The sequence below is a fragment of the Streptomyces sp. cf386 genome (assembly GCF_900103585.1).
Lineage (GTDB): Bacteria > Actinomycetota > Actinomycetes > Streptomycetales > Streptomycetaceae > Streptomyces.
Genome location: NZ_FNHV01000002.1, coordinates 509,140 through 529,607, shown reverse-complemented (window position 1 = coordinate 529,607; position 20,468 = coordinate 509,140). Strand labels below are relative to the sequence as shown.

Annotated in this window: 24 protein-coding genes and 1 pseudogene; 7 read left to right on the top strand and 18 right to left on the bottom strand. The window is 67.7% G+C overall.

Going from position 1 to position 20,468, the window contains the following annotated elements:
* Positions 1–804 precede the first annotated feature (804 nt).
* A complete protein-coding gene (locus BLU79_RS06675; RefSeq protein ID WP_093904657.1) occupies positions 805–1,041 on the bottom strand; it encodes a hypothetical protein in 237 nt (78 codons plus the stop codon).
* Between the two features lie 70 nt (positions 1,042–1,111).
* Complete coding sequence (locus BLU79_RS06670; RefSeq protein ID WP_143052462.1) at positions 1,112–1,480, bottom strand: hypothetical protein; 369 nt, start codon at positions 1,478–1,480, stop codon at positions 1,112–1,114.
* Positions 1,481–2,188: 708 nt separating this feature from the next.
* Here BLU79_RS06670 and BLU79_RS06660 point away from each other — a divergent pair.
* From BLU79_RS06660 to BLU79_RS06650, 3 genes are all read left to right on the top strand, one after another.
* Positions 2,189–2,554 (top strand): hypothetical protein, encoded by a 366-nt coding sequence (locus BLU79_RS06660; RefSeq protein ID WP_093904655.1) that lies wholly within the window; start codon positions 2,189–2,191, stop codon positions 2,552–2,554.
* 346 nt (positions 2,555–2,900) lie between these two features.
* Positions 2,901–4,004, top strand: a complete 1,104-nt coding sequence (locus BLU79_RS06655) for a pentapeptide repeat-containing protein (RefSeq protein ID WP_256333178.1) — start codon at positions 2,901–2,903, stop codon at positions 4,002–4,004.
* A gap of 555 nt (positions 4,005–4,559) precedes the next feature.
* A complete protein-coding gene (locus BLU79_RS06650; protein ID WP_093904653.1) occupies positions 4,560–5,327 on the top strand; it encodes a hypothetical protein in 768 nt (255 codons plus the stop codon).
* Positions 5,328–5,337: 10 nt separating this feature from the next.
* Here BLU79_RS06650 and BLU79_RS06645 read toward each other — a convergent pair whose 3' ends face one another.
* The 5 genes from BLU79_RS06645 to BLU79_RS47810 form a co-directional block, all read right to left on the bottom strand.
* Positions 5,338–5,706 (bottom strand): hypothetical protein, encoded by a 369-nt coding sequence (locus tag BLU79_RS06645; protein ID WP_256333177.1) that lies wholly within the window; start codon positions 5,704–5,706, stop codon positions 5,338–5,340.
* 236 nt (positions 5,707–5,942) lie between these two features.
* Positions 5,943–6,170: a hypothetical protein gene (locus tag BLU79_RS06640; protein WP_093904651.1), complete on the bottom strand. Its 228-nt coding sequence runs from the start codon at positions 6,168–6,170 to the stop codon at positions 5,943–5,945.
* Between the two features lie 895 nt (positions 6,171–7,065).
* Complete coding sequence (locus BLU79_RS49885) at positions 7,066–7,161, bottom strand: hypothetical protein (RefSeq protein WP_371131831.1); 96 nt, start codon at positions 7,159–7,161, stop codon at positions 7,066–7,068.
* The gene (locus BLU79_RS06635) at positions 7,151–7,819 is read right to left on the bottom strand and encodes a recombinase family protein (protein ID WP_177000897.1); all 669 of its coding nucleotides are present in this window, start codon (positions 7,817–7,819) and stop codon (positions 7,151–7,153) included. The genes BLU79_RS49885 and BLU79_RS06635 overlap by 11 nt, the downstream gene beginning before the upstream one ends.
* 195 nt (positions 7,820–8,014) lie before the next feature.
* On the bottom strand, positions 8,015–8,635 hold the full coding sequence (locus BLU79_RS47810; RefSeq protein WP_143052461.1) for a hypothetical protein: 621 nt from the start codon (positions 8,633–8,635) through the stop codon (positions 8,015–8,017).
* 222 nt (positions 8,636–8,857) lie between these two features.
* On the opposite strand from BLU79_RS47810, the gene BLU79_RS06625 reads away from it, so the two are divergent.
* The gene (locus BLU79_RS06625) at positions 8,858–11,329 is read left to right on the top strand and encodes a pentapeptide repeat-containing protein (RefSeq protein WP_256333176.1); all 2,472 of its coding nucleotides are present in this window, start codon (positions 8,858–8,860) and stop codon (positions 11,327–11,329) included.
* 129 nt (positions 11,330–11,458) lie between these two features.
* Positions 11,459–11,629, top strand: coding sequence for a hypothetical protein (locus BLU79_RS48120; RefSeq protein ID WP_177000896.1), 171 nt, complete (start codon positions 11,459–11,461; stop codon positions 11,627–11,629).
* A 335-nt stretch (positions 11,630–11,964) separates the two neighbouring features.
* Here the strand turns inward: BLU79_RS48120 and BLU79_RS48115 are convergent, their stop codons facing one another.
* The 11 genes and pseudogenes from BLU79_RS48115 to BLU79_RS06580 form a co-directional block, all read right to left on the bottom strand.
* A complete protein-coding gene (locus BLU79_RS48115) occupies positions 11,965–12,153 on the bottom strand; it encodes a roadblock/LC7 domain-containing protein (protein WP_371131821.1) in 189 nt (62 codons plus the stop codon).
* Positions 12,154–12,539: 386 nt separating this feature from the next.
* Positions 12,540–13,625 carry a multiple monosaccharide ABC transporter substrate-binding protein gene (gene chvE / locus BLU79_RS06615; protein ID WP_093904648.1) on the bottom strand — a complete coding sequence of 362 codons (1,086 nt, stop codon included), beginning with the start codon at positions 13,623–13,625 and terminating at the stop codon, positions 12,540–12,542.
* Positions 13,626–13,671: 46 nt separating this feature from the next.
* Positions 13,672–13,923 (bottom strand): hypothetical protein, encoded by a 252-nt coding sequence (locus tag BLU79_RS06610; RefSeq protein WP_143052460.1) that lies wholly within the window; start codon positions 13,921–13,923, stop codon positions 13,672–13,674.
* A gap of 808 nt (positions 13,924–14,731) precedes the next feature.
* A complete protein-coding gene (locus BLU79_RS48110; protein WP_177000895.1) occupies positions 14,732–15,160 on the bottom strand; it encodes a hypothetical protein in 429 nt (142 codons plus the stop codon).
* An 11-nt stretch (positions 15,161–15,171) separates the two neighbouring features.
* Positions 15,172–15,342 (bottom strand): hypothetical protein, encoded by a 171-nt coding sequence (locus BLU79_RS48105; RefSeq protein WP_177000894.1) that lies wholly within the window; start codon positions 15,340–15,342, stop codon positions 15,172–15,174.
* A 132-nt stretch (positions 15,343–15,474) separates the two neighbouring features.
* Positions 15,475–15,591, bottom strand: a pseudogene (locus tag BLU79_RS48870) (DUF6131 family protein); the annotation flags it as partial.
* A 76-nt stretch (positions 15,592–15,667) separates the two neighbouring features.
* Positions 15,668–16,261, bottom strand: coding sequence for an alkaline shock response membrane anchor protein AmaP (gene amaP / locus BLU79_RS06600; protein ID WP_093904913.1), 594 nt, complete (start codon positions 16,259–16,261; stop codon positions 15,668–15,670).
* 10 nt (positions 16,262–16,271) lie between these two features.
* Complete coding sequence (locus BLU79_RS06595) at positions 16,272–16,958, bottom strand: DUF6286 domain-containing protein (protein ID WP_093904646.1); 687 nt, start codon at positions 16,956–16,958, stop codon at positions 16,272–16,274.
* Entirely contained in the window at positions 16,955–17,401 is a 447-nt protein-coding gene (locus BLU79_RS06590; RefSeq protein WP_093904645.1) for an Asp23/Gls24 family envelope stress response protein, read from the bottom strand. The genes BLU79_RS06595 and BLU79_RS06590 overlap by 4 nt, the downstream gene beginning before the upstream one ends.
* Positions 17,398–17,625: a hypothetical protein gene (locus tag BLU79_RS06585; protein WP_093904644.1), complete on the bottom strand. Its 228-nt coding sequence runs from the start codon at positions 17,623–17,625 to the stop codon at positions 17,398–17,400. Before BLU79_RS06585 ends, BLU79_RS06590 begins: the two co-directional genes overlap by 4 nt.
* Before the next feature lie 38 nt (positions 17,626–17,663).
* Positions 17,664–18,104 carry an Asp23/Gls24 family envelope stress response protein gene (locus tag BLU79_RS06580; RefSeq protein ID WP_093904643.1) on the bottom strand — a complete coding sequence of 147 codons (441 nt, stop codon included), beginning with the start codon at positions 18,102–18,104 and terminating at the stop codon, positions 17,664–17,666.
* A gap of 222 nt (positions 18,105–18,326) precedes the next feature.
* On the opposite strand from BLU79_RS06580, the gene BLU79_RS06575 reads away from it, so the two are divergent.
* Positions 18,327–19,094, top strand: a complete 768-nt coding sequence (locus tag BLU79_RS06575) for an Asp23/Gls24 family envelope stress response protein (RefSeq protein ID WP_371131820.1) — start codon at positions 18,327–18,329, stop codon at positions 19,092–19,094.
* 268 nt (positions 19,095–19,362) lie between these two features.
* Positions 19,363–20,406, top strand: coding sequence for a fatty acid desaturase family protein (locus tag BLU79_RS06570; protein ID WP_177000893.1), 1,044 nt, complete (start codon positions 19,363–19,365; stop codon positions 20,404–20,406).
* Positions 20,407–20,468: the final 62 nt, after the last annotated feature.

The following is a 20,468-nucleotide window of genomic DNA, read 5'->3' as shown; positions in this document are numbered from 1 at the left end:
GCAATGCTCTTCCTCACCGAAGACGGCGGCGCGCTGGTGGCCTGCACTGGCGTACAGCGGGCTGGTGAGGAATCACCGTGTTAGGAGAAAGGCTGGGGTGCCTGGCTGGTTGCCTGGGCTTCTCTGATCGAACCTACGCGCACGAATGCACCTGTCGGAGCCTGCTGTTGACCCTGGCTGCCCGGCCGTGGCACGGGCCGCTCTGCGGTGTGCTGAGCAGTGACCTTCTGATCCGTAGCTCTAGCGCGATCAGCGGGGGTCATACCGGCCGCTGGGCGGGCCCGGAGAGACGCTACCGTGCGGGGGCGGTCACTAGGGTTGCGGTACCCGGCTGCTGTACCGCACGATCCAAACGGGGTGACCATGGAACGGCATGTGCTGGAATCGCTGTTGATCGGTGACGAGGCGTCCGTGATAGCTCTGGCCACCCTCCGCAGCGGCGCCCCCTACTCGGTGGAGGAGCGGGTACAACCCACTGGTGCGCATGCCGGAGTCTTCAGTCGCCGACTTCAGCGCATGCGGATGCGCGGATTCGAACCTCCTGGCCTGGAGCGAGCAGTGCAGCTCATCAGGGAATATGGCCGGCCTGTGCGCACAGCGCTGATCGATCCTAACAATCGGACACGGTTCACCCTGCTCTTCCTCACCGAGGATGGCAGCGCACTCGTGGCCTGCGTTAGCTGGCCACGGCCGCTGGTTGCCAGGAAGCCACCGCTTTAGGAGTTCGATCACCGGGGCTTCACAGTACTCGGGATCGCTGGAGTGGAGGCCGTCGTCGGCCGTCGTTGATGTCAGGGGCGGATATCAGAACGGGAGCTGATCCGGTTCCTCAGAGATCCGCCGGGCGAACTCGTCGACGACCTGCGGTACGACTCGTTGAGCGTCTTCATGCTGTAGCGCTTCGAGGAGGGCTTGCCGAACGATCGTGTACGGCTGCCCGGCGTGGGAGGTACGGGTCCGGCTGACTGCCCGCTCGACCTTCGCCAGATGGGCCGCCACGATCGGCATCGTGTTGTCGTACTCGCTTGGGTCGATGGCCATGGGACCAGCCGATCAGGGCGTACCTACGAGGTCAAGGCGGACGGCAGACCATCAGCTTGGGAAGCTGTGATCATTCGGGGCTGTCGTGCGGGCTGAGCTGGGCGAACGGCCGAACCGTGGTGCGAGGCGACCGGCTGCGGTCACCGTGGTTCCCCGCTCGATCTGGTGCGCTTGTGGTGCGGCGGACTTCAGCGCCGGGTCCGGATGCCGGCTCGATGACGTCAGCCCAGACACGGTCGCTCCATGGGTTGCCCTCCACACCGAGGCGTGCCGCGACGACATCGTCGAGGAAGCGCGCTTGGGTGACGCCGACCGTCTCGTGGGGCCACCACAGCGAGTCGCACTCGGTGCAGAGCAGGAAGCACGTCCCATCGGCCTTGAAGCGGTACGGCTGGACCCAGTCCTGCTCACAGCGCGGACAGACAGGTTCGGCTGACATGACCAGCACAGTACCCCGGGCGAAAGTGCACGCTTTCCAACTGTGGTGGTGGGGTCTGGGGCATCGGACGGGGCCGTTCACCTGCGTTCATCGACGGCCGGTCGTGCGTCCGGCTACCGCCTTCGGTCTCGTCTGAACGGCCGTGAACGGCGCTGAATGAGACGGAAACTGAGACGGACGGCGGGGCCGGGCTCGCTAGCACCTTCGCTGTTGAAGGGTGGAGCCATGGCACTGGTCCGCAAGGGATCACGACGGATCGTTGTCGACGGCACGGCCTACCGCTGGCGGCTGCGAGGCAGGCCGATGTACGACCAGGGCCTGGCATGGTCGCCTTGCACGTTCGCGGTCGAGCATGCAGACACCCCAGGTACGACGCTCGTGGTCACCACCGACCAGCCGCATCCGAGCAACTGGATCGGTCGAGGAGCTGTGCCTGTACTGCCGTCCGATGTTGCCGCGGCTGTTCGGCTCCTCATCAGGGGTGACGCGAAGGGAAGCGAGTCGGAGCACCCGGCGAGGCATCCGCAGCTTGAACGCGGCCCCTGCCACCCCGCACACCATGAAGGCCCGGGACGCCACCACCGCTCCCCTGGCCGACCTGTGCGAACTCCCGGTGCACCCTGAAGAGTTATAGGTACTCCGTGAGCGTCCGGCCTTCTACCTTGGCTGCGGTCGACCGACTACCACCGAATACGGGGAGAAGCCCTCATGCGTAAGCGCGCAGCGACAGTCCTCGGAGCCGCAGCAGCGGCCTTCATGCTGGCTACCACGCCCGCCTTCGCCGCCGACACGATCCTGATCGACAAGCCGGGCAAGTTCCAGTACGAGCGCTCGTGCAACAACATCTACACGCTCACCCTCACCTCCACGAAGGCCGTGGCCACCAAGACCGATAACCCCCTCGATGGGGCGGCCTGGTGCGCTGGCCACGTCTGGCTCCGCATGATGGGCGACAGCTTGGGCGACTGGAGCAACGACCCGACGTCGATCACTCGGACCAGCCCCAATGGCAAGTTCCGGTGGGCATACATCAAGGGTTGCGCTGACTGCCACGCATACAGGGTGACCCCGTAGGTTCTACGGGCGAATCTCGGCGAGCCCCCGTCACCAATGGCGACGGGGGCTCGCTCGTGTCACAGGTGCGCAAGAGTGTGGCGGCGAGGATGGCGGCCGTGACGAGCGCGGTTCTTCTGGCGAGCATGGTCCCCCCAAGCCCGTGGTGGTGTCCCCCACCGCGAGCTCAGGGCCGGGAGTACCACGGACCCAGGCGAGTGTTCCCGTTCCGCCGAACGGCGGCCACAGCGCTCCGTCAGGGCCAGAGCACGAGCATGATCAAGCCGTGACAGCTATGCCGCGACGGGGACATAAGGACCCGGCCTCGCGGGGCCGACACGCTCCCCGCTTGTGGCCCGTCTGGGTAGTGGGCCTGCTCGCCCTCCTGCTGGCCCTGGCCATGGGCTACGGGATCTACGAATTCCTTCACTCTCTCGCGTCGAAGGAGGCCACCCCGGAGAACCCCGTCGCTGCTCACGAGGTGATCCGCACCGCGCTGGCGACCCTCACCTTTGCCGGCGCTGTTCTCGCAGGGGTCTATGCCTACCGCAAACAGCGCCTTGCGGAGGGCGACGCTCATCGGGCCGACGACAAGCAGCTCGCTGAGCGCTTCACCACCGCCGCCGACCAACTCGGCCACGACCAGGCAGCGGTGCGCCTGGCTGGCGTATACGCCATGGCCCGGCTCGCCGACGACTGGATCGAGCAGCGACAGGTGTGCGTCGACGTTCTGTGCGCCTACCTGCGCATGCCGTACGAGCCCAATCCGGAGGCCGCCTCGACGGCATCGGTGGGCGAATCACTGTCGTCGACGCCCGCCGCATACAAGGAGGGCGAACGCGAGGTCCGCCTCACCATCATCCGGACCATCCGCAGCCACCTACAACCCCAAGCACCGACCTCCTGGTCGGCGTGCAACTTCGACTTCACCCGCGCCACTTTCGACGGCGGGTACCTACAGGGAAGTCTTTTTCAAGGCACGGTCTCCTTCGGTGGCGCGGAGTTCAGCGGCCGCAGCTTCTACTTCGGCGGCGCGGATTTCAGCGCTGGCAGAGTCTACTTCAGCGGAGGCAGAGTCGACTTCCGCGGCGCGAAGTTCAGTGGAGCCAGCGTCGACTTCACCGGCGCGAAGTTCAGCAGAGGCAGCGTCTACTTCGGCGGCGCGAAGTTCAGCAGAGGCAGCGTCGACTTCACCGGCGCGAAGTTCAGCGGCGGCACGGTTACCTTCATCGACGCGGAGTTCAGCGGAGGCACGGTTACCTTCATTGGCGCGAAGTTCAGCAGAGGCAGCGTCGACTTCACCGGCGCGAAGTTCAGCGGCGGCAGCGTTGCCTTCGTCCGCGCGGAGTTCAGCGGCGGCACGGTTACCTTCATCGACGCGGTGTACAGCGGCGGCACGGTCGACTTCGAGGACGTGACAGGCGCCCCACAGAACTGGGGACCTTTCCCGCCAACTGACTCGGGAGGGTGACGCCAAAAGTGGAAGAAGGCTAGGAAGCCCTCGAAGGCCAGGCATCCACCCGCAGGCTTCACCGCACGTCACCGAAGAGGAAGCCCCCACCGACGCCACCGCGTGTGCCCAGGACTAGGACGGTACAGGGACGCCGGGCCCTGTACCCATTTCCGCAGTCGGCTCACGATGGTCGTGGTGTCACGTCTGGTTCCGCCCCAGCTACCGGCCGGTTAGTTGTCCCATGGTGTCCGAGCTGGGATGCCAGGGCCGAATAAGCCAGCAGGATCGGTGACAGCGTTCTTACGCTGGAGCACGTCCAGCGTCGCCGCCGACGTCGGCCGAACGCCAGAAGGATCGTCGTACGACCTCGCTCGCTCCCGTCCGGCGGGCAACGACTTCCATCCGCGTCCCGCAGGGCGGGCACCGGTGGCCACTGGGGGTTTTCGCCAGCCCCCAGGCCCCCGCTGCGGTCGGCATCCCCCAGCGCGGACCCGTATCGCCGTGGCAAGGCCCGGCACGCGCCGGGGGACACCGCCCTCGTGGGCTCGGCGGGGTCGGGCCAGAATCTCCGCTATGTCAGAGACCTTCTGGACCGCCGTCGGCTCGATCGGCACTGCGCTTGCCCTCGGCTTCGTTGGGTGGCAGGCGTACCTCACACGTGCCGCGCTCAGGGTCAGTCAGCTGATGACCGCCGACGCGATCCGCAGCCGCCTCGACTCCCAGGCCCCGGGCGTCACCCTCAAGCTCAGCGCCCCGCCCTGGGAACCGCTGGCGTGGACCAGCACGGGGATGCCCTGCAACAACTGGCCGCCGTCGCAGACGTGGCACTTCCCAGCAGAGCAGGAGGGCGCCAACCGGCTCGTGCTTCAGCAGGTCCTGGTGCTGGAGAACCTCAGCGACCGGCGGGTGGAAGTCCGGTGCGAGGGCGACCTGGTCGTGGTCGGCGAGGAGAACAGGCCCTCGGCCGCCGGGGTGTTCCTCCTGGAGCCGGGCGACAGGAGCGCGGCCATCTACCTCCAGCGTGACTTCACCATCAAGCAGTTGGCGGGGAACTTCGCCGCGAAACAGGCCGGCGCGGAACTCCCCCACCAGGTGCTCGGCAGCGTCACCGTGGAGGACGACCGGGACAACGGCAGCACCGACCGGTGGGACCTGGTGCTGACCGGCTGCCCGGTCGAGCCGGTCCCCGACCGCGAGGGCCTGTGGAGGGTCGCGCCGTGGCACCTCACCGAAGGCTCGGGACTGCGGACCCTGGACTACAACCTGCTGCCGCCGCGTCAGCGCATCCACTGGGTCTCGCGCGCCAGGGGGGTTCAGCTCCCGGCTCCGGGCGCCTCGTAGCAGTACCGCCTCAAACGGCACCAGGAGACGCGTAGGTGATACCGACGTCCCCGGCGGACGTCGCGGCGAGGGCCACGACCTTCCAGATCGCCCCGGGGACACCAGCCCGGGGGCCGTCCCACGTGTCGTTGAGGAGATCCACGGTCAACGCCACAGCCGTGCCGTCCGGCCCCTTCGCCGAGAACTTGACCTCCTCCGCTGCCCACGGGTCCCCGTGGGCAGAAGCGAACTTCACCAGGGCGTAGTACGCCGCGAAGTCCTCCCCGCCCCGGGTGAGGGTGAGGGTGCCCGGCCGAAGATCGAGGCCGACGTGGACCTTGGTGTCATCCTGTACGACGACGGGTTCGCCTGTGGCGCTCAGCTCCACGCTGCTCTCCAAGGGGTTGAAGGTCGGAGTTCAGCTGCTCAGCATGGCAGCTGACTGCCCATCGACAAGCGCGTCCAAGAACCGATCGGTTCCCGAACGCTGCTCGTACGACTCTCACAGTGCTGCTGGGGGCGTCCAGGAAGGGTGTCCAGCAGCACCAATGAGGTCGGCCGGGGCTCGACGTTCGGCGTCCGGGAGGGTGCGATCAACCTGGCCGCGGATCGCACCTGCCCAATGCGCGGGGTCTCCTACCGAGTGGGCGGGTCCGGCTGAGAGGGCGGCGCCGACGTCGGCAAAAGCGTCGACGGGGCCATCGGCTGCGGCATGGCGGCGGATGGGTCCTTGTCCATGAGGAGCAGGAACACGGTCACCACGGTGAGGCCGACCACTATGGCCGCACCCAGCTTCTGGTCTCGGTAGGCCGCATAGACCGCGGCTCCACCGAGCGCGAGGCCGACGATGAGCGTAAGCATCATCGGGCACCGCCGAAGGAGGGGGTGGCAGAGGGCATCGTGCGGGGGAAGGGACGAAATGGGGTCCCCCTGTGTGACTTCAGGGCGCTCAGACCCTTAGTCTCGGTTCCAGCGCTGATGGCTTCGGTCCAATCTTGATGTCGGCTTCTGGCAGGAGCACGAGTCGGGTGGCGGGCTGTCGGACTACGTGAGCGGCCCCCCGTTGGCGCGGGGGGTCGCTGTTTTTGCCTCCTGGTGTCGAGGGCGGGCATCGGACTACGTGGCGACCTACAACGTCCCGTTGGCGCGGGTGGTGATGCTCGGCAACCGGGGCCGGGGTCGATCTCGGCCCGGATGTCCTTGTTTCACCGTGCTGTTGGTCAGAGCAAAAGAGTACGCAGTGGGGGTAGAGCTGTTGTAACGCCACCGGTACCTACAGGCGTTGTGACAACCCGTCAGGCTTGAGCGGGGGGAACACTTTTCCGGCGTTTGTGTAGCGTGGTTGTTGTGCTCCGTCCCGAGTGCCGCCTGTCGGCATTCGCGCAGCTCAGAGCTGTGTCGGCCGTTCGCTGAGATGACAGCTCGGGCGGTGTCGCACCTTCCAGGGCGTGACGCAAGTCACTACACGATGGGCGTGTGGCCGTGTCGGCCCTGAGGGGAGAACTCCTCTTCTGCGTCGACCACGTTCGCGGCCCTGTTGGCTGACGAACCTTCACCTTTGCAGGTGGGAGGCCATCTCTGGGCCTACTCAAGGGCGCGCCGCTTGGTATCGGCCCCGACGAGCTTGGACACCTTGAGGAAGAACATCATCGACGTCGGTGCGGGTGGCCGTGCCGCTTCGTGATGGCTGGCAACAACTTCGCGAGGAGCTCGTGGAACTTGCTGTTCTCGACGAGGGTGGGCGCACCGAGCTCGCGTGCTACCGCTTCCGCAAGGTCGGCGGTCGGTCGGTGGAGTTAGCGAGCATCCGGCGGATGGTCTCCGGGTGCCAGCGGTCCCCGCGCTTAGGTCGGATGCCCTCGGCGTCCAGAACGGCGGCAATCTCGCGATATGACAGCTCGTCCTCGTCGCGGAGCTGGCGCGCACGCGCTCGGCCGGCCTGCTCCATTTCTTCCGGGGTCAGTTCCTTCTTGTGGGCCTGCCAGCCGTACGGCGGGGCCCCGTACGCGTACTCGCCTTTCTCGCCCTTGATGCGGCGGCCGCGGCGGAGCTTCGCCACTGTCATCCCCCGGTCCAATTGTGCGAAGACGCCCAATCATCTGGCGCATGGCGGTGCGCATCGGGTCCTCAGGGTCGTCCGGGACGATCTCGCCCTGGTCGGCCATGAAGGCGCGGCCACCGTGCTTCCAGGTCTGCGCGAGCGCGGCCTCCTGCACGACGAGTTCGCGCGCGAGCCGATCGAGGTTCGGCGCGACGATCCCGTTCACCTTCTTGTCCTCGATCCAGGAGAGGGCGGTGGCCAGCTCGGGCCGCTCGTCGCCGGCGACCGTGCCGGAGACCGCCTTCTCGACAAACACCTTCACGAGGCGGTGGCCGTGCTCGCGCGTCCAGCGGCGCACGATGCGCTCCTGGTCCTCCAGCCCGAACCCGTCCAGCTGACTGCCCGTCGAAACTCGGATGTAGCCCGCCAACCGCACCGTGATCGCCTCCAACGCGCTGACCTGCACTGTCACAGTAATGGGCATAACTGTGACACCGGACAGACCCTACTGGGCCCTCAGCGGTGACGCTGAGGGCGCGTCAAGCGTTGCGGGAGGTAGTTCCTCGTCGGCGCGGCGCCGGCTCCGAGGGCCGCCGCGGGGTTCGGCCTCGGGGAACAACGGAACCGCGGATCGCGGTAGCCCCGGTTCCGGGTCTTCTCACAAAGGTCAACGGGACGTCGGGTCGCCGTTGAGGTAGGCGCGGGCTGCCACGACGAACGGCGGGATCGTAGCCACTACCTGCTCGTACGACTCGTCCAGCACGCGTCTTTGCTCCTGCCTCTCCTCAGGTGTCGTGTCGCTGTTGTTCACCATGGTCTGGGCGGCCCGCTCAAAGTCCTCGGCGCGCTGCTCGATGGCCTCGGCAAGCGGCACCAGATGCTCGGGGCCCTCCAATGAGACCAGGGCTACCGCATGATGCATCGGTTCAAGGTTCCCCTGGAGCCGGAAGCGCGCGATCTGGGGCTGCTGCTCGGCCAGGCGCCGTTGCTCCGCTTCAGCCAAGTTCGGCATTACCCCAGCAGCCAAGGTCGCCACCACCCCAGAGAGCAGTGGTTCCGCAGAGATCATTGATTCCCTCCACGCATCGTTTCTCCTCGTCGTGCGGAGGTAGGTTCGTGCCTCGGTGAGCAGGGCGGCGTATGCCTCCCGCTGAGCCGTGCGGCGGATGGAGTCCACCGGCGCCCGGAGAGCAGCCCGGGCCTGAGCTCGACCTGCGAAATAGGCCGCGCCGGCGGTGGCGAGAACGGCGGGAGTGGCTACGAGAGCGGCAACGACTTCAGCTTCCATCTTGCGATCGTGACCTCTCCCACATACCCGTGGGGGCTGCCTGCGAGTTATACGCTCTCTGGACTAGTGGAGCAGCAGCGATCGCCGTATTGAGGGTGTCGCCGAGGTGAGCCCAGGGGGTTATCCGGAGTCGAGGACCGGGCGCCGCCGGCAGGCCTCGCTCCCAGCAGGGATGTCGGCGCTGCAGGCAACCGCCGGCTGCGCCGAGATCGTCCTTCGGGTATGCCCCAGCCGAGCCCCGCGCCGCCCCCGGATCCGCCCAGCTGGCTGCTCTGCGGCCATGGGACCACTCCCGAGGACCCGGTCGGCTGCCTCGGTATCCACGTCCCCGGCCACACCGCCTGCCTCGCCCACCTGACCGGCCCCGACCGCGACGCCTACCTGGCCAGCCTGACCCCCGGCACCGACATCGACCACCGCGGCACCCCCTTCACTCCATCCCTCCTTGCCGCCCTGCTCCACGCACTCCATGACCCCGCAACCGGTCACCCCCGCCTCGGCGACGCCGAGTTCGGGTCGGCGACCTTCGAGGGCGACACCGGGTTCAATTCGGCCGCCTTCGAGGGCAACGCCGAGTTCCTGTCAGCGACCTTCAAGGGCTACGCCGACTTCGGGTCGGCGACCTTCAAAGGCGACGCCGAGTTCGGGTCGGCGACCTTCGAGCGCGACACCGGGTTCAATTCGGCCGCCTTCGAGGGCAACGCCAACTTCGTGGAAGCGACCTTCAAGGCCAACGCCGAGCTCCTGTACGCGACCTTCAAGGGCAACGCCAACTTCCAGTCGGCGACCTTCGAGGGCAAAGCCGCGTTCCTGTCGGCCACTTTCGAGGGCTACGAAGCCAGGTTCAACTCGGCCACCTTCAAGGGAAGCGCCTTGTTCAGCCGGGCGGCCTTCGAGCTCTACGCCTGGTTCGAGTCGGCGACCTTCGAGGGCACCGCCGACTTCGGGGCGTCGACCTTCCAGGGCGACGCCTCGTTCCTGTCGGCGGCCTTCAAGGACCTCGCCAGGTTGGGCGCGGCCACTTTCGAGGGCAGGGCCGTGTTCGATTCGGCCACATTCGAGCGTTACGCCGAGTTCGACTGGGCGAGCTTTGAGGGCGACGCCGACTTCGAGTCGGCGACCTTCACGGGCTACGCCACGTTCGAGGCGACCTTCAAGGCGGACGCCGGGTTCGAGTCGGCGACCTTCGAGCGCGACGCCGGGTTCGGGTCAGCGACCTTCGAGCACGATGCCAGGTTTGTGGAGGCGACCTTCAAGCGCAAGGCCGAGTTCGCATCGGCGACCTTCGAGGGTACCGCCGACTTCGTGGCGGCGACCTTCGAGGGCTTGGCCAGGTTCGAGTCGGCGACCTTCAAGGGCGACGCCAGGTTCGGGGCGGCGACCTTCGAGGCTAAGGCCGTGTTCGGGCAGGCGGCCTTCGAATGTGACGCCTGGTTCGTAGAGGCAGCCTTCAGGGGCGACTCCGAGTTCGAGTCGACGGCCTTCAAGAGCTTGGCCAGGTTCGAGTCGGCGACCTTCGAGCGCAGCGCCGGATTCGACTCGGCGACCTTCGAGGGCGACGCCGACTTCGGCGCGGTGACCTTCGAGAGGGCGTTGAGTCTCGGTCCGTTGGTGTGTGCGGAGCGGGTCATGTTGTCCGGGGCGGTGTTCCGCGGCCCGGTAACCCTCTCGTTCGCCGCGCGCCACTTGGAGTGCCGGCGGACTCGCTGGTCGTCGACAGCTGAGGTGCGGCTGCGCTACACCACGGTGGACTTCGCCCACGCGGTCTTCGAATATCCCCTCACGATCGCTGCGGAGCGGGACCCGTTCGTGCTCCCCCGTGGCGGGCCGCTGGCCGAAGAGCCGTTCGTCGACGTGTCCGACACCGGCGTGCGGGTGGCCTCGTTACGCGGGGTGGACGCCGCGCACCTGGTCCTCGCCGACGTCGACCTGTCGGGATGCCTGTTCGCCGGGACGGTGCACCTGGACCAGGTGCGTCTGGAGGGCTCCTGCTCCTTCGACACGGTCCCAATAGGTACGCACTGGCGGGCCGGGCACCCCGTGCGGTTCACCCGTCGTCGCACGCTCGCCGAAGAGCACCACTGGCGGGCCCGACAACCGGCCGCGGTCCCGGGCTGGACTGCGACCGCATCCGGCGCCGGACACGTGGGGCCGACACATTTGGCGCCGGTGTACCGGGCGCTGCGCAAGGCCTTCGAGGACGGCAAGAACGAGCCGGGCGCGGCGGACTTCTACTACGGCGAGATGGAGATGCGCCGGCACGACCGCACCGGCACCGGCCGCGTCGAACGCGGCCTGCTGCACGGGTACTGGATGCTGTCCGGCTACGGCCTGCGCGCCTCCCGGGCGCTAGGCTGGCTTGCCGCGGCCATGCTCGTCACCATCGTGCTGCTGATGGGCTTCGGACTGCCCAACAACGCCCCGAAGCAGGAAGCGACCGGCACCGTACCGCCGGGCGGCGGGAGCGTGACCTTCGAGATAGGCAAGGACGAACCGCACAACCCCGCCGGGCACCGGTTCACCGGCGAGCGCTTCGAGAAGGCACTGAACGTCACGCTCAACTCGGTGGTCTTCCGCTCCGCCGACCAGGACCTGACCACCGCCGGTACCTACATCGAGATGGCCTCCCGTCTGGCCGAACCCGTTCTTCTCGGACTGGCAGTCCTGGCCATCCGTAACCGCGTCAAACGCTGACCAGCCGCCACCCGGCATCGAGGAATAGCGTGAGCCGGCCCGCCCTGTACGCCCAGGGCGAGTCGCTCCTTGTGGTTGATGCGCGGCAGACGACGACGTCCGCCCCACCTCCTCAGGAAGGACCGGACCATGGCCGAGTCCCGGATCGTGACGGCCGAGCAGGCATGGACCTTCTTTGGCAGCGTGGCCGCGGACGGGATGCACACCGAGGCGGAGCGCTTGGCACGAGTCCTGCAGGAGCGGTTCGAGGAGGCAGAGCGGCGACCGAAGTACCACCGGATGCCCGGCGAGGCACCATAGGGTCACGTCACCCGTGAGGAGAGCGGCCCCACTTGCTAGCCGTGTTTCTAGCCGTGAACCACAGACGAAACCTGCACTCACAGACGCTCCAGGTGCCATCATGAAGACGAAAGATGCAGGTAGGAGCCACTGGCTACAGGCTCTGTTGCCCTCCTAAAGCGGGTGTCGCAGGTTCGAATCCTGCCGGGGGCACAGAGAAACACCTGGTCAGAGGCCCTTTCGTCCGTCGGACGGGAGGGCCTTGGGGCTCGTGGCACACATGCGCTGCGCGCGGATGATGGTGATCTGCCGCGGACACCCGGTCCTGAGACACAGGTAGCAGAAGCGCAACGCACCTATCCCGCGGCCATGGGAGCGGAGTGCAGGTCACGTACCAACTGCGGGGTGAGCAGTTCGCCGGCGCGGTCGGCGAGGGAGGCCATTTCATAGCCGGCCAGGCCGACGTCGCACCCCTCGGCGGCAAGGACGCCAAGGCGCCGCACATGCCGCTGGATGACCTCCTCGACGGCGAGTTCGGAGCGCATTCCGCGCAGCGTCGTGTCCACACGCTTGCACGTAGCGGCGAGCGGCGAGCGGCGAGCTGAAGCTTTCCTCACCACCCAACAGGCCGTTCGCCAGGCTGCGTTCGGGTTGCAGCTGGTGTAGCAGCTCCTGGACCCGCAGGCTGAGGCCGACCTCGGCACGGGGCGTCCGGGCGTCTCCGAGGGCCTCGGCGCGGCCGTACACGGCCAGAACGGCTACCGTCAGCGGCAAGCTGATCGGGACCGTGATGACCACCGCCACACGGCCTCTGATGGTGCACCAGCCAGGGAGCGGCCTGGGGCCGGGAGCTATTCCGCCACTGTGGCGGCGCCCTGGGTCAGTGTCATGGCGAGCGTCGTGCAGGCGTTGTCACGTAGAGGCCGTGCCGCTACTTGAGCTCGTCGGCGGTGAAGTAGCCGTCCGTGACAAGGGTGTCGTAATTGGTCTTGTCGACGCTCGTGGGCTGCAGCAGGACTGCGGGCACGGCCTTGACGCCGTTCTTGTAACTCGTGGAGTCGTCTACCCACGGCACCCTGTCGTTGAGTAGGTCGTCGACCATGGTTGTGGCGGCCTCGGCGAGCCGACGGACGTCCTTGTAGACGGTCTGCGACTGCTGACCCGCGACGATCGACTTCACCGACGCCAGTTCGGCGTCCTGACCGGTGATGACCGGGAGGGGCTTGATGTCGGAGCCGTAGCCGCCCGACTTCAGCGCGGACAGGACGCCCCTGGAGATGCCGTCGTACGGCGACAGGACCGCGTCGATCCTCTCACTGCGGTACCACTTGGTGAGGATGCCGCTCATGCGTTTTTGCGCGGTGGGCCCGTCCCAGCGCGGGGTGGTGATCTGCTTGAGCTCGGTCTCGCCGGACGGGACGACCAACTGCTTGCTGTCCAGGAACGGCTGCAGGTGCGTCATCGAACCGTCGAAGAAGTATTTGGTGTTGTTGTCGTCGGGCGAGCCGGCGAACAACTCGATGTTGAACGGGCCTTTGCCGTCCTCCAGGCCGAGCTTTCTGATGATGTAGCTGGCCTGGATCAGACCGACCATCTCGTTGTCGAAGGAAACGTAGTAGTCGACGTTCCTGGTGCCGAGGATGAGCCGGTCGTAGGAGATCACCGGAATGTCCGCGTCGGCGGCCTGTTGCAGCACGCCGTTCAGCGACTTGTTGTCGATGGCCGCGATGATCAGTGCGTCGACGCCCTGCTGGACGAGTTTCTCGATCTGTGAGACCTGGGCTTTCGGGTCGTCGTCGCCGTAGACCAGCTTGGTCTTGTACCCCTGGGCCTTGAGGCCCTCGACGACGCTCTTGCCGTCGGTGAGCCAGCGCTCGGAGGACCGGGTCGGCATGGCGATGCCGACGGTACTGCCCTCGGACCTGTCTTCTGAGCCGCCCTCGCTGCCCTTCCCGCAGGCGGACAGGGTGAGGGCGAGGGAGGCGCCTCCGGCGAGGACGGTTCTTCGATTGAACATGGTGATTGTTCCTTGTTCTTCTCGTCGGTGCGGGGATGACGGCGTATCAGACGTCGAGGGGGAAGCGGGGAGTGGGCCGGCAGTCGGCAGGCAGGTCGAGAAGGAGTGGGACGCGCGGCAGCCACTCCCGGGCGGTGTCGAGGGTCAGGTTTCGCAGATGGGTGCCGCACAGACAGATCCCCGGGCGCCTGGACACACCGAACTTCAGACAGGGCCGTGCCCCGTGGCGGATCAGCTCGGCGCCCTCGTGGATCCGCACATGGCCGCCGAGGTCGTCAGGGTCAGGTCGGCCCGGCACGTTGTTCGAGTCGGTGCCGCGTTCCGACCAAATGCGTGCTGATTCCGGCAATGCACAAGGCACTCGCCTTTCGACGTTCGAAATATAGTCACACGTTCGAAATGCTGGCGCGACGTTAAGGGGAGGCGGGTGAGGCGTCAACAGTGCGAACTGGAACGGTTACAGAAGGTGCGGCTACTGGACCACGTGAGCGAGACGGAGGTCCGTGCGGCAGAACCAACCGCGGCGATCGTGGACCCGGAGTCGTGGGGACAGCGGTGAACATCCCGCGCTCGGCATCCCGTCAAGGCGGCGAGAAGAAGGCAGGCAGCCACAAGCGGCACCTGGTGCGCACCACCTCGGCCTGGCCCTGGCCGCAGCAGTGACCGCCGCGGACGTCCACCACCGCGACGCGGCAGGCGCTCTTGCTGGAACGGCTACGACGGGAACACCGGGCCGTTCATAGCCGCCTGGTCTTCCGCATTTCGACCTACGACGGGGCGCGGTCCTCCGAACGGATGTGGCACACATGAGGCCAGGAAACCCCGTGAACGCGCGAGAACTACGGAGGGGTGTTTTCCCAGGCCGGACGCCATGCGATGGACGTTTCCGCAGGTCACAGCCCTCTCCCGGGAAAACTCCTAAAGCGGGTGTCGCAGGTTCGAATCCTGCCGGGGGCACCAGGCATTGCGCCGCTGACCTGAGGGTTTCCTCTCCAGGGAGGCGCTCTGTTCGGCCTCGGACTCCTCGTCCGGGGCCGTTTGCGTGAGCGGACGGGTCGCCGGGCTCCTATTTTTCTCCCGACGGATCAGCACCGTCCGCCACGGACTCATCCGCCTTGTCGGGCTCGGGCGCCGCTGCGGTGGCCCTGTTCTTGGAGGTGGCGCGGACGCGCGGTACGAGCCGGGCCGCGGCCTCGGCGATCGGTCGCCGGGTCCGCTTCGGGAAGCAGGCTCGTGTACGTGTCTGCCGTGCTGGTGATCGAGGAGTGGCCGAGCATCTCCTGGTGGTCTGTCAGGTCGGGCGCCGCCGCGTGGGCCAGTGTCGCGGCACCGCGACGCAGGTCGTGGAGCCGGACGACGGAGACGCGCCGTTCGCGCGCCTGGCGAAGGACCGCGGCTTCCCCGCCGGCGACCAGTTTCGAGACCCGATCGCTGCCCCGTCCGCCGTCGCCGCGTCGGCTCGGCCGGACGGTCGGCCCGGCACCGTGGCACCACCGAACGGCCGTACGCGCGGCGGCACTTGGGTCCGCCGCCATGGCCGGGCTCTTCAGCGGTCCGGGCGCCGAGTGGAGCGCCACATGGAGCGGGCCGCCAGGTAGAGCAGATCGGCGATGAGGAGTAGTACGCCGACGGACAACAGATAGAGCATGCTGTCGACGGCCGCGCCGATGGCTACCAGAGCGATTCCGGCGATGAGCAGGGTCAGGAAGAGGACCATGACGGGATGCCTCCCGGGAAGGAACCGCGCGGGATCTGCGTGGCCTCTCGAGTACGGCGGGACACGCTGTGACCGTGCTCGGGTGTCGCGCCGGCCGACGAGTGGCACGTGACGGCCCCGGCACACCGGCCGCTACCAGTAGTGGCGGCGTCCGCCGACAGCGTGCCCCACCGATCCCAGGGTCCACAGGATGATGCCAACGACAACCAGGATGATCCCGATGGTCCCCAGGAAGGAGAAGCCGGCGACGAGGACGCTACGAGGCGGTCAGGAATCCAGGACGCCTCACAGCCGGTACCCCCATAAGACTTCGGCCCACGCGATCCTAGGCGGCGCGTTGGGCGCGGTGGCGGACTTCCCGGATTCGGACCTCCGACGGGAGGCGGTCCAGGCCGGCCGAGTTTCGTGCATGTGCGAGCGTTTCCCGGCTCAGTCGCCCCAGGGTCCATGCTGGATCCGCGTGAGGCTCCAGCAACAGCCGTACGCGTGCGGTGGGAGCGGTACTTCGGCCCGTCAGCCGTACATGAGCCCGCGAGACCCCGTCGAGGGCCTGCGCCTCTTCCTCGATCACGTCCTCCAGCGTGCGGCCGTCGAGTCGGGCCGCCGCGCCGTCTTCGCTGTCGACGAGGACCCCGCCCAGGCGGTGTCTGCGCTGTGCAAGGAGCCACCACAACAGCAGGGCCAGCAGCACGGCGAGCACCGCGATGACGGTCGGCCACCACCAGCCTTCATCCCGCCACCGGGTGCGCCCCTCGGTGCCCAGCACCACATCGTTCGGTCCACGGAAGGGCCACCAGCCCGGCATGCCGAATCCCCAGTGGCGTTGCAGATCCAGCCCGCCCAGCAGCACGCCGCCGCCCAGGGCGAACAGTCCGAGGCCGAGAAGCCCCAGCAGCACCCGGTTCACCGTCTTGAGCATCGGGATCACCTCAGCCCTTCGGGCGCCGGACGTGCACGGTCAGCGTGGGTGGCCGGGCGAGACGCAAGGACGTCACGGCTTCGCCCAGCGTGGCGTCCAGGTCCGTGCGGACGTCCTCGAGATCGCGGAAATGTGCCCGTGCCCGGGCTTTGACCTTCCGGCGGCCGACAGCGACCTGTGCCGACTGGACTCCGGGCACCTGCATGGCCCGGTCGCGTAGGACCAGGGCTGCCGCGCGGCGGTCGAGCCCGGCGCGGACCTCCTCTGTCCCGGGGATGTCGGTGGGCTGCCGCATGGTCAGCAGCCTGCGCAGTCCCGGCGTCACCGCCAGCAGGAAAAGCCACAGGCCGAGGGCCATCGCCACTGCGGCCCCGACGATCATCCAGATGTCGTCCAGTGGCCGTGTGGCCAGTTCCTCGGCGAGCCGCCGCCGCCAGCGCATCGCAGACCGGCCGGCCCGCACCGAGACCACGTCGTACAGGAGCAATCCAACGGCCGCGGCGGACAGCAGGGCCACCAAGGCCGCGGGAATCCGCCGGGCAGACCAGAAGCGGCGCGCCGACCGCCCCGGTTCATCCCTCGCCGCCGTCGCGCCCGCGGCCGCCTCCGGGGTGCCATCGGCGGACGGAGCCGCCTGTCCGGACTCGGAGGGAAGGTCGCTGTCACTGGTCGGCTGCCGCCAGGTGTTCGCGCTCATCTCACCCTCTCCCGGTCCGTGTGCCGCGTGTGCACCGAGTGCAGCCTCTCGACCGACACCACGAGGTCGGACACCTCCATGCCGGTCCATGTCCTGAGCCGTTCGGTAACCTCCCGGCGCACGGCGGCGCACTGCGCCCCGATGTCGGACGGATAGCCGAGCTCGACGGTGATGCGCATCCGCGCCTCGAAGAGCAACGCCTGCCGTCCGGCGGCAGATTCGTCGTCTCGTCCTGCGGTATTCCGCTCCGGCGCCCGCTGCACAGATGTGGTCACGCGTGGCGTCCGGCGGCCGGGTGGTACGTGGCCGGCCGACTCGGTGAAGCGGCTCAGCGCGTCGCGCGCCACCTGGGAAGCGATCTTCGCTACGACCCGGTCGGCGACGGTGATCGCGCCGCGCTCCCCGCGGGGGATGCCCGGACGCCGATCTGCCTCACCGGTCACTGCCGCCAGTCTCCCCGAGCCCGTCGCCGGTCATCGCGGATCCGATCCTGTCGGTCTCGGCGGCGGACGAAGTCGCCCGGTTCGAGATCACCTTCCATGATCCGCCCGAGCACGAGACCGACGAAGCCCAGCACCAGCACCAGCAGGAAAGCCCAGAAGTCACCGAAATACGCGGCGAAACCCAGCGCCATTCCGGCCATCAAGCCCACCATGGCCCTGCTCATCACGCGCTCCTTCACTCAAGCGGGCTGCTCCGCCCCGGCTACTGGATCCGCTGCCGCTCTTCCCCTTCGTCCCCTTCGTCCTCCTCGTCGGGCAGCTTCACGTCACTGACCATGATGTTGACTTCCACGACTTCCCGACCTGCCATCCGCTCCACCGCGGAGATCACGTTCTCCCGCACCGCACCGGCGACGTCCGTGATCGAGACGCCGTAGTCGACGACGATCTCCAGATCGATGGCCGCCTGCAGGTCCCCGACCTCGACACTGACGCCGCGTGTGACGGACTTGCCACTACCGGCGCCAGGCATCCGCTCCCGCATGGATCCCATCGAGCGTGCGAATCCGCTGCCCAGGGCATGGACGCCGAGCACGTCCCGTGCCGCCATTCCGGCGATCTTCTCCACCACCACATCGGCGATGGTCGTCCGGCCACGAGAACCGGGCGCACCGCCATGCTTTACACCGGTGTTCTCAGTCATCAGGGCGTTACTCCCTTCGAGAGCCCGTATAGCCCGTATAGCCCGTATTGCACCTTCTATGCTGATTATTTCGCATTAGCACGTTTTATTCTAAATGTCGACGGTCAGGCCGGGTGGTCCAACGAGTGGCCCGAGCACTCCTGCTCGGAGCACTCGCGGACACTCCGGGTGCAGTGCGGCAGGAAGAGAACCGCGGCCATGGAAGAAGGGGGTGAGAGGCCGGTGAAAACCGAAGCATGGACGCAGGCAGTACGGCACCAGCTCGGCCTGGGCCGGCTGCTCCCGCTCGGCGGGCCCGACGACGGGACATGGATCACCGAGCAAGCGGCCGTCCGGGCTCTCGGGCGTGCTGCCGCTGAGATTCCCGGTGTGTGGCTGGACTCTCTGCGCATCGGGCCGGCACCGTTCGAGCCCGTGTCCGAGCCGGCCGTCCGTCCACCGGTCAGCGCGCTACCGCCTGGCCCGCTCAGGATCGAGGCCGCCTTCACGGCATCCCTCGAGCAGCCAGTGCCCGAGACCGCCGACCAGTTGCGGAGCACACTGCTCTACGCGGCCGCCGACCGGCTCGGCCTGGCCGCCGTGACAGCTGACCTACGCGTCACGGATCTCCATGAGGGCCCGGAGACAGGCATGAAGTCGCGGACCGCAGCGAGGGCCATGGGGTCGGAGCCGGAAGCAGCGGCCGCGCGAAGCTCTCCCCCGGTGACCGGAACGGGAACCATGCAGGGGCGCGTCGGGGAGCTCGCGGATGTCGCGACGGGTGTTCCGGGCGTCGCCCGCCTCACCGCGGTGCTGGGAGGCCGCCCGGTCAAGATGGAGGACGATGACGATCCACCGGGCCGACGCATCGAGGTCCACCTCGCGGTCGCCCCCGGACACCATCCGTTGGAAGTCGCCCGCGCCGTCCGGGACGCCGTAGCCGAGGCAGCCATCACTGACGCCGCGGGCCTGGTCACCGTCGCCGTCCTCATCACAGAAACCGCGGCCTAGCCAGCCAGGCATCAACGGCAGGTCGACGCATTCGGCCATCACCGTGCTGAGCGGACCCGCTTCACCGGCCGGGTTCGGTTCTGCCATGAAAGCGCACGGAGCCGAAAGCCCTGTCCTGTAACGGTGTGAGTCCTGTCTGGCAGGGCACCCGCAATGCAGATGCGCTTCCCGCAGCGGAGTAAGCGCATGCCCACGCGCGGCCCGGTCTCAGCGGCTCCCAATGCGGCGCCGAGCCATCTGCCTCCTTCGGAGAGAGTTTCACCATCACATGAGCAGAAAAACTATGATCCGTCCCCCGCCCTCGGAGACATCAGGCAGTGACTTCGCCCGATTGTCGAGAAAGATCGCTGACGCCGGCCTGCTGGGACGCCGTCCCGGCTACTACGCACTGCGGATCACAGTGGTGGCCGGGCTCTACGTCAGTGGGTGGGTCGCCGTCGCGCTCGTCGGCGACAGTTGGTGGACACTGGCGGTCGCCGCCTTCCTGGCGGTTGTCTTCGGCCAGGTCGCCCTCCTCGCCCATGACGCGGCCCACCGTCAGGTGTTCCGGCGACGCCGGGCCAGCGAGGTGTCCGGACGGATCGCCGGTGCCGGCATCGGGATGGGCTACGGGTGGTGGCACGACAAACACACCCGCCACCACGCCAACCCCAACCATGAGGAACTCGACCCCGACCTCGACCCCGACCTGCTGGTCTGGTCCCAGGATCAGGCCCGGGCCGCCAAGGGTCTGCCCCGCCTGATCGGCCGCTGGCAGGCGTTCCTGTTCTTTCCGCTCCTCACGCTGGAGGGCTTCAACCTGCACGTGTCGAGCGTGAAGGCGCTGGCCAATCGCTCACTCAAGCACCGAACGCTCGACGGCGCCCTGCTGTTCGCGCACTTCGCGGCCTACCTGGCCGTCCTGCTCTGGCTGCTGCCGCCCGGCATGGCGATCGCCTTCCTCGCGGTCCACCAGTGCCTGTTCGGCGTCTACCTCGGCTCCCTCTTCGCGCCCAACCACAAGGGCATGCCGATCCTGACAGGCGAAGACCGCCCGGACTTCCTCCGCCGCCAAGTGCTCACCTCACGCAACGTGCGCGGCGGCAGGTTCACCGACATCGCGCTGGGCGGGCTGAACCATCAGATCGAACACCACCTGTTTCCCAGCATGCCCAGCCCCAACCTGCCCAAGGCCCGAACCATCGTGCGGCGCCACTGCCAGGACCTGGGTCTGGACTACGTGGAGACCGGGCTGATCACCTCCTACCGGCTGGCCCTCGCAAGTCTCCACCAGGCCGGAGCACCACTCCGGCATGCCCGCGTCCCTGCCTAGAGACGTGCCGCAGCCATCGGCGGCAGTCATGCGGTCACGGACGGCACACAGCGGTTCAGGAG

Excerpts from the sequence above, each read along its gene's own strand:
- BLU79_RS06675 (WP_093904657.1), bottom strand. The coding sequence starts at position 1,041 with ATGGCCATCGACCCAAGCGAGTACGACAACACGATGCCGATCGTGGCG.
- BLU79_RS06670 (WP_143052462.1), bottom strand. The coding sequence starts at position 1,480 with ATGTCAGCCGAACCTGTCTGTCCGCGCTGTGAGCAGGACTGGGTCCAG.
- BLU79_RS06660 (WP_093904655.1), top strand. The coding sequence starts at position 2,189 with ATGCGTAAGCGCGCAGCGACAGTCCTCGGAGCCGCAGCAGCGGCCTTC.
- BLU79_RS06650 (WP_093904653.1), top strand. The coding sequence starts at position 4,560 with ATGTCAGAGACCTTCTGGACCGCCGTCGGCTCGATCGGCACTGCGCTT.
- BLU79_RS06640 (WP_093904651.1), bottom strand. The coding sequence starts at position 6,170 with ATGATGCTTACGCTCATCGTCGGCCTCGCGCTCGGTGGAGCCGCGGTC.
- BLU79_RS47810 (WP_143052461.1), bottom strand. The coding sequence starts at position 8,635 with ATGGAAGCTGAAGTCGTTGCCGCTCTCGTAGCCACTCCCGCCGTTCTC.
- BLU79_RS06625 (WP_256333176.1), top strand. The coding sequence starts at position 8,858 with ATGCCCCAGCCGAGCCCCGCGCCGCCCCCGGATCCGCCCAGCTGGCTG.
- BLU79_RS48120 (WP_177000896.1), top strand. The coding sequence starts at position 11,459 with ATGGCCGAGTCCCGGATCGTGACGGCCGAGCAGGCATGGACCTTCTTT.
- BLU79_RS48115 (WP_371131821.1), bottom strand. The coding sequence starts at position 12,153 with ATGCGCTCCGAACTCGCCGTCGAGGAGGTCATCCAGCGGCATGTGCGG.
- chvE (WP_093904648.1), bottom strand. The coding sequence starts at position 13,625 with ATGTTCAATCGAAGAACCGTCCTCGCCGGAGGCGCCTCCCTCGCCCTC.
- BLU79_RS48110 (WP_177000895.1), bottom strand. The coding sequence starts at position 15,160 with ATGGCGGCGGACCCAAGTGCCGCCGCGCGTACGGCCGTTCGGTGGTGC.
- BLU79_RS48105 (WP_177000894.1), bottom strand. The coding sequence starts at position 15,342 with ATGGTCCTCTTCCTGACCCTGCTCATCGCCGGAATCGCTCTGGTAGCC.
- amaP (WP_093904913.1), bottom strand. The coding sequence starts at position 16,261 with ATGCTCAAGACGGTGAACCGGGTGCTGCTGGGGCTTCTCGGCCTCGGA.
- BLU79_RS06595 (WP_093904646.1), bottom strand. The coding sequence starts at position 16,958 with ATGAGCGCGAACACCTGGCGGCAGCCGACCAGTGACAGCGACCTTCCC.
- BLU79_RS06585 (WP_093904644.1), bottom strand. The coding sequence starts at position 17,625 with ATGAGCAGGGCCATGGTGGGCTTGATGGCCGGAATGGCGCTGGGTTTC.
- BLU79_RS06580 (WP_093904643.1), bottom strand. The coding sequence starts at position 18,104 with ATGACTGAGAACACCGGTGTAAAGCATGGCGGTGCGCCCGGTTCTCGT.
- BLU79_RS06570 (WP_177000893.1), top strand. The coding sequence starts at position 19,363 with ATGAGCAGAAAAACTATGATCCGTCCCCCGCCCTCGGAGACATCAGGC.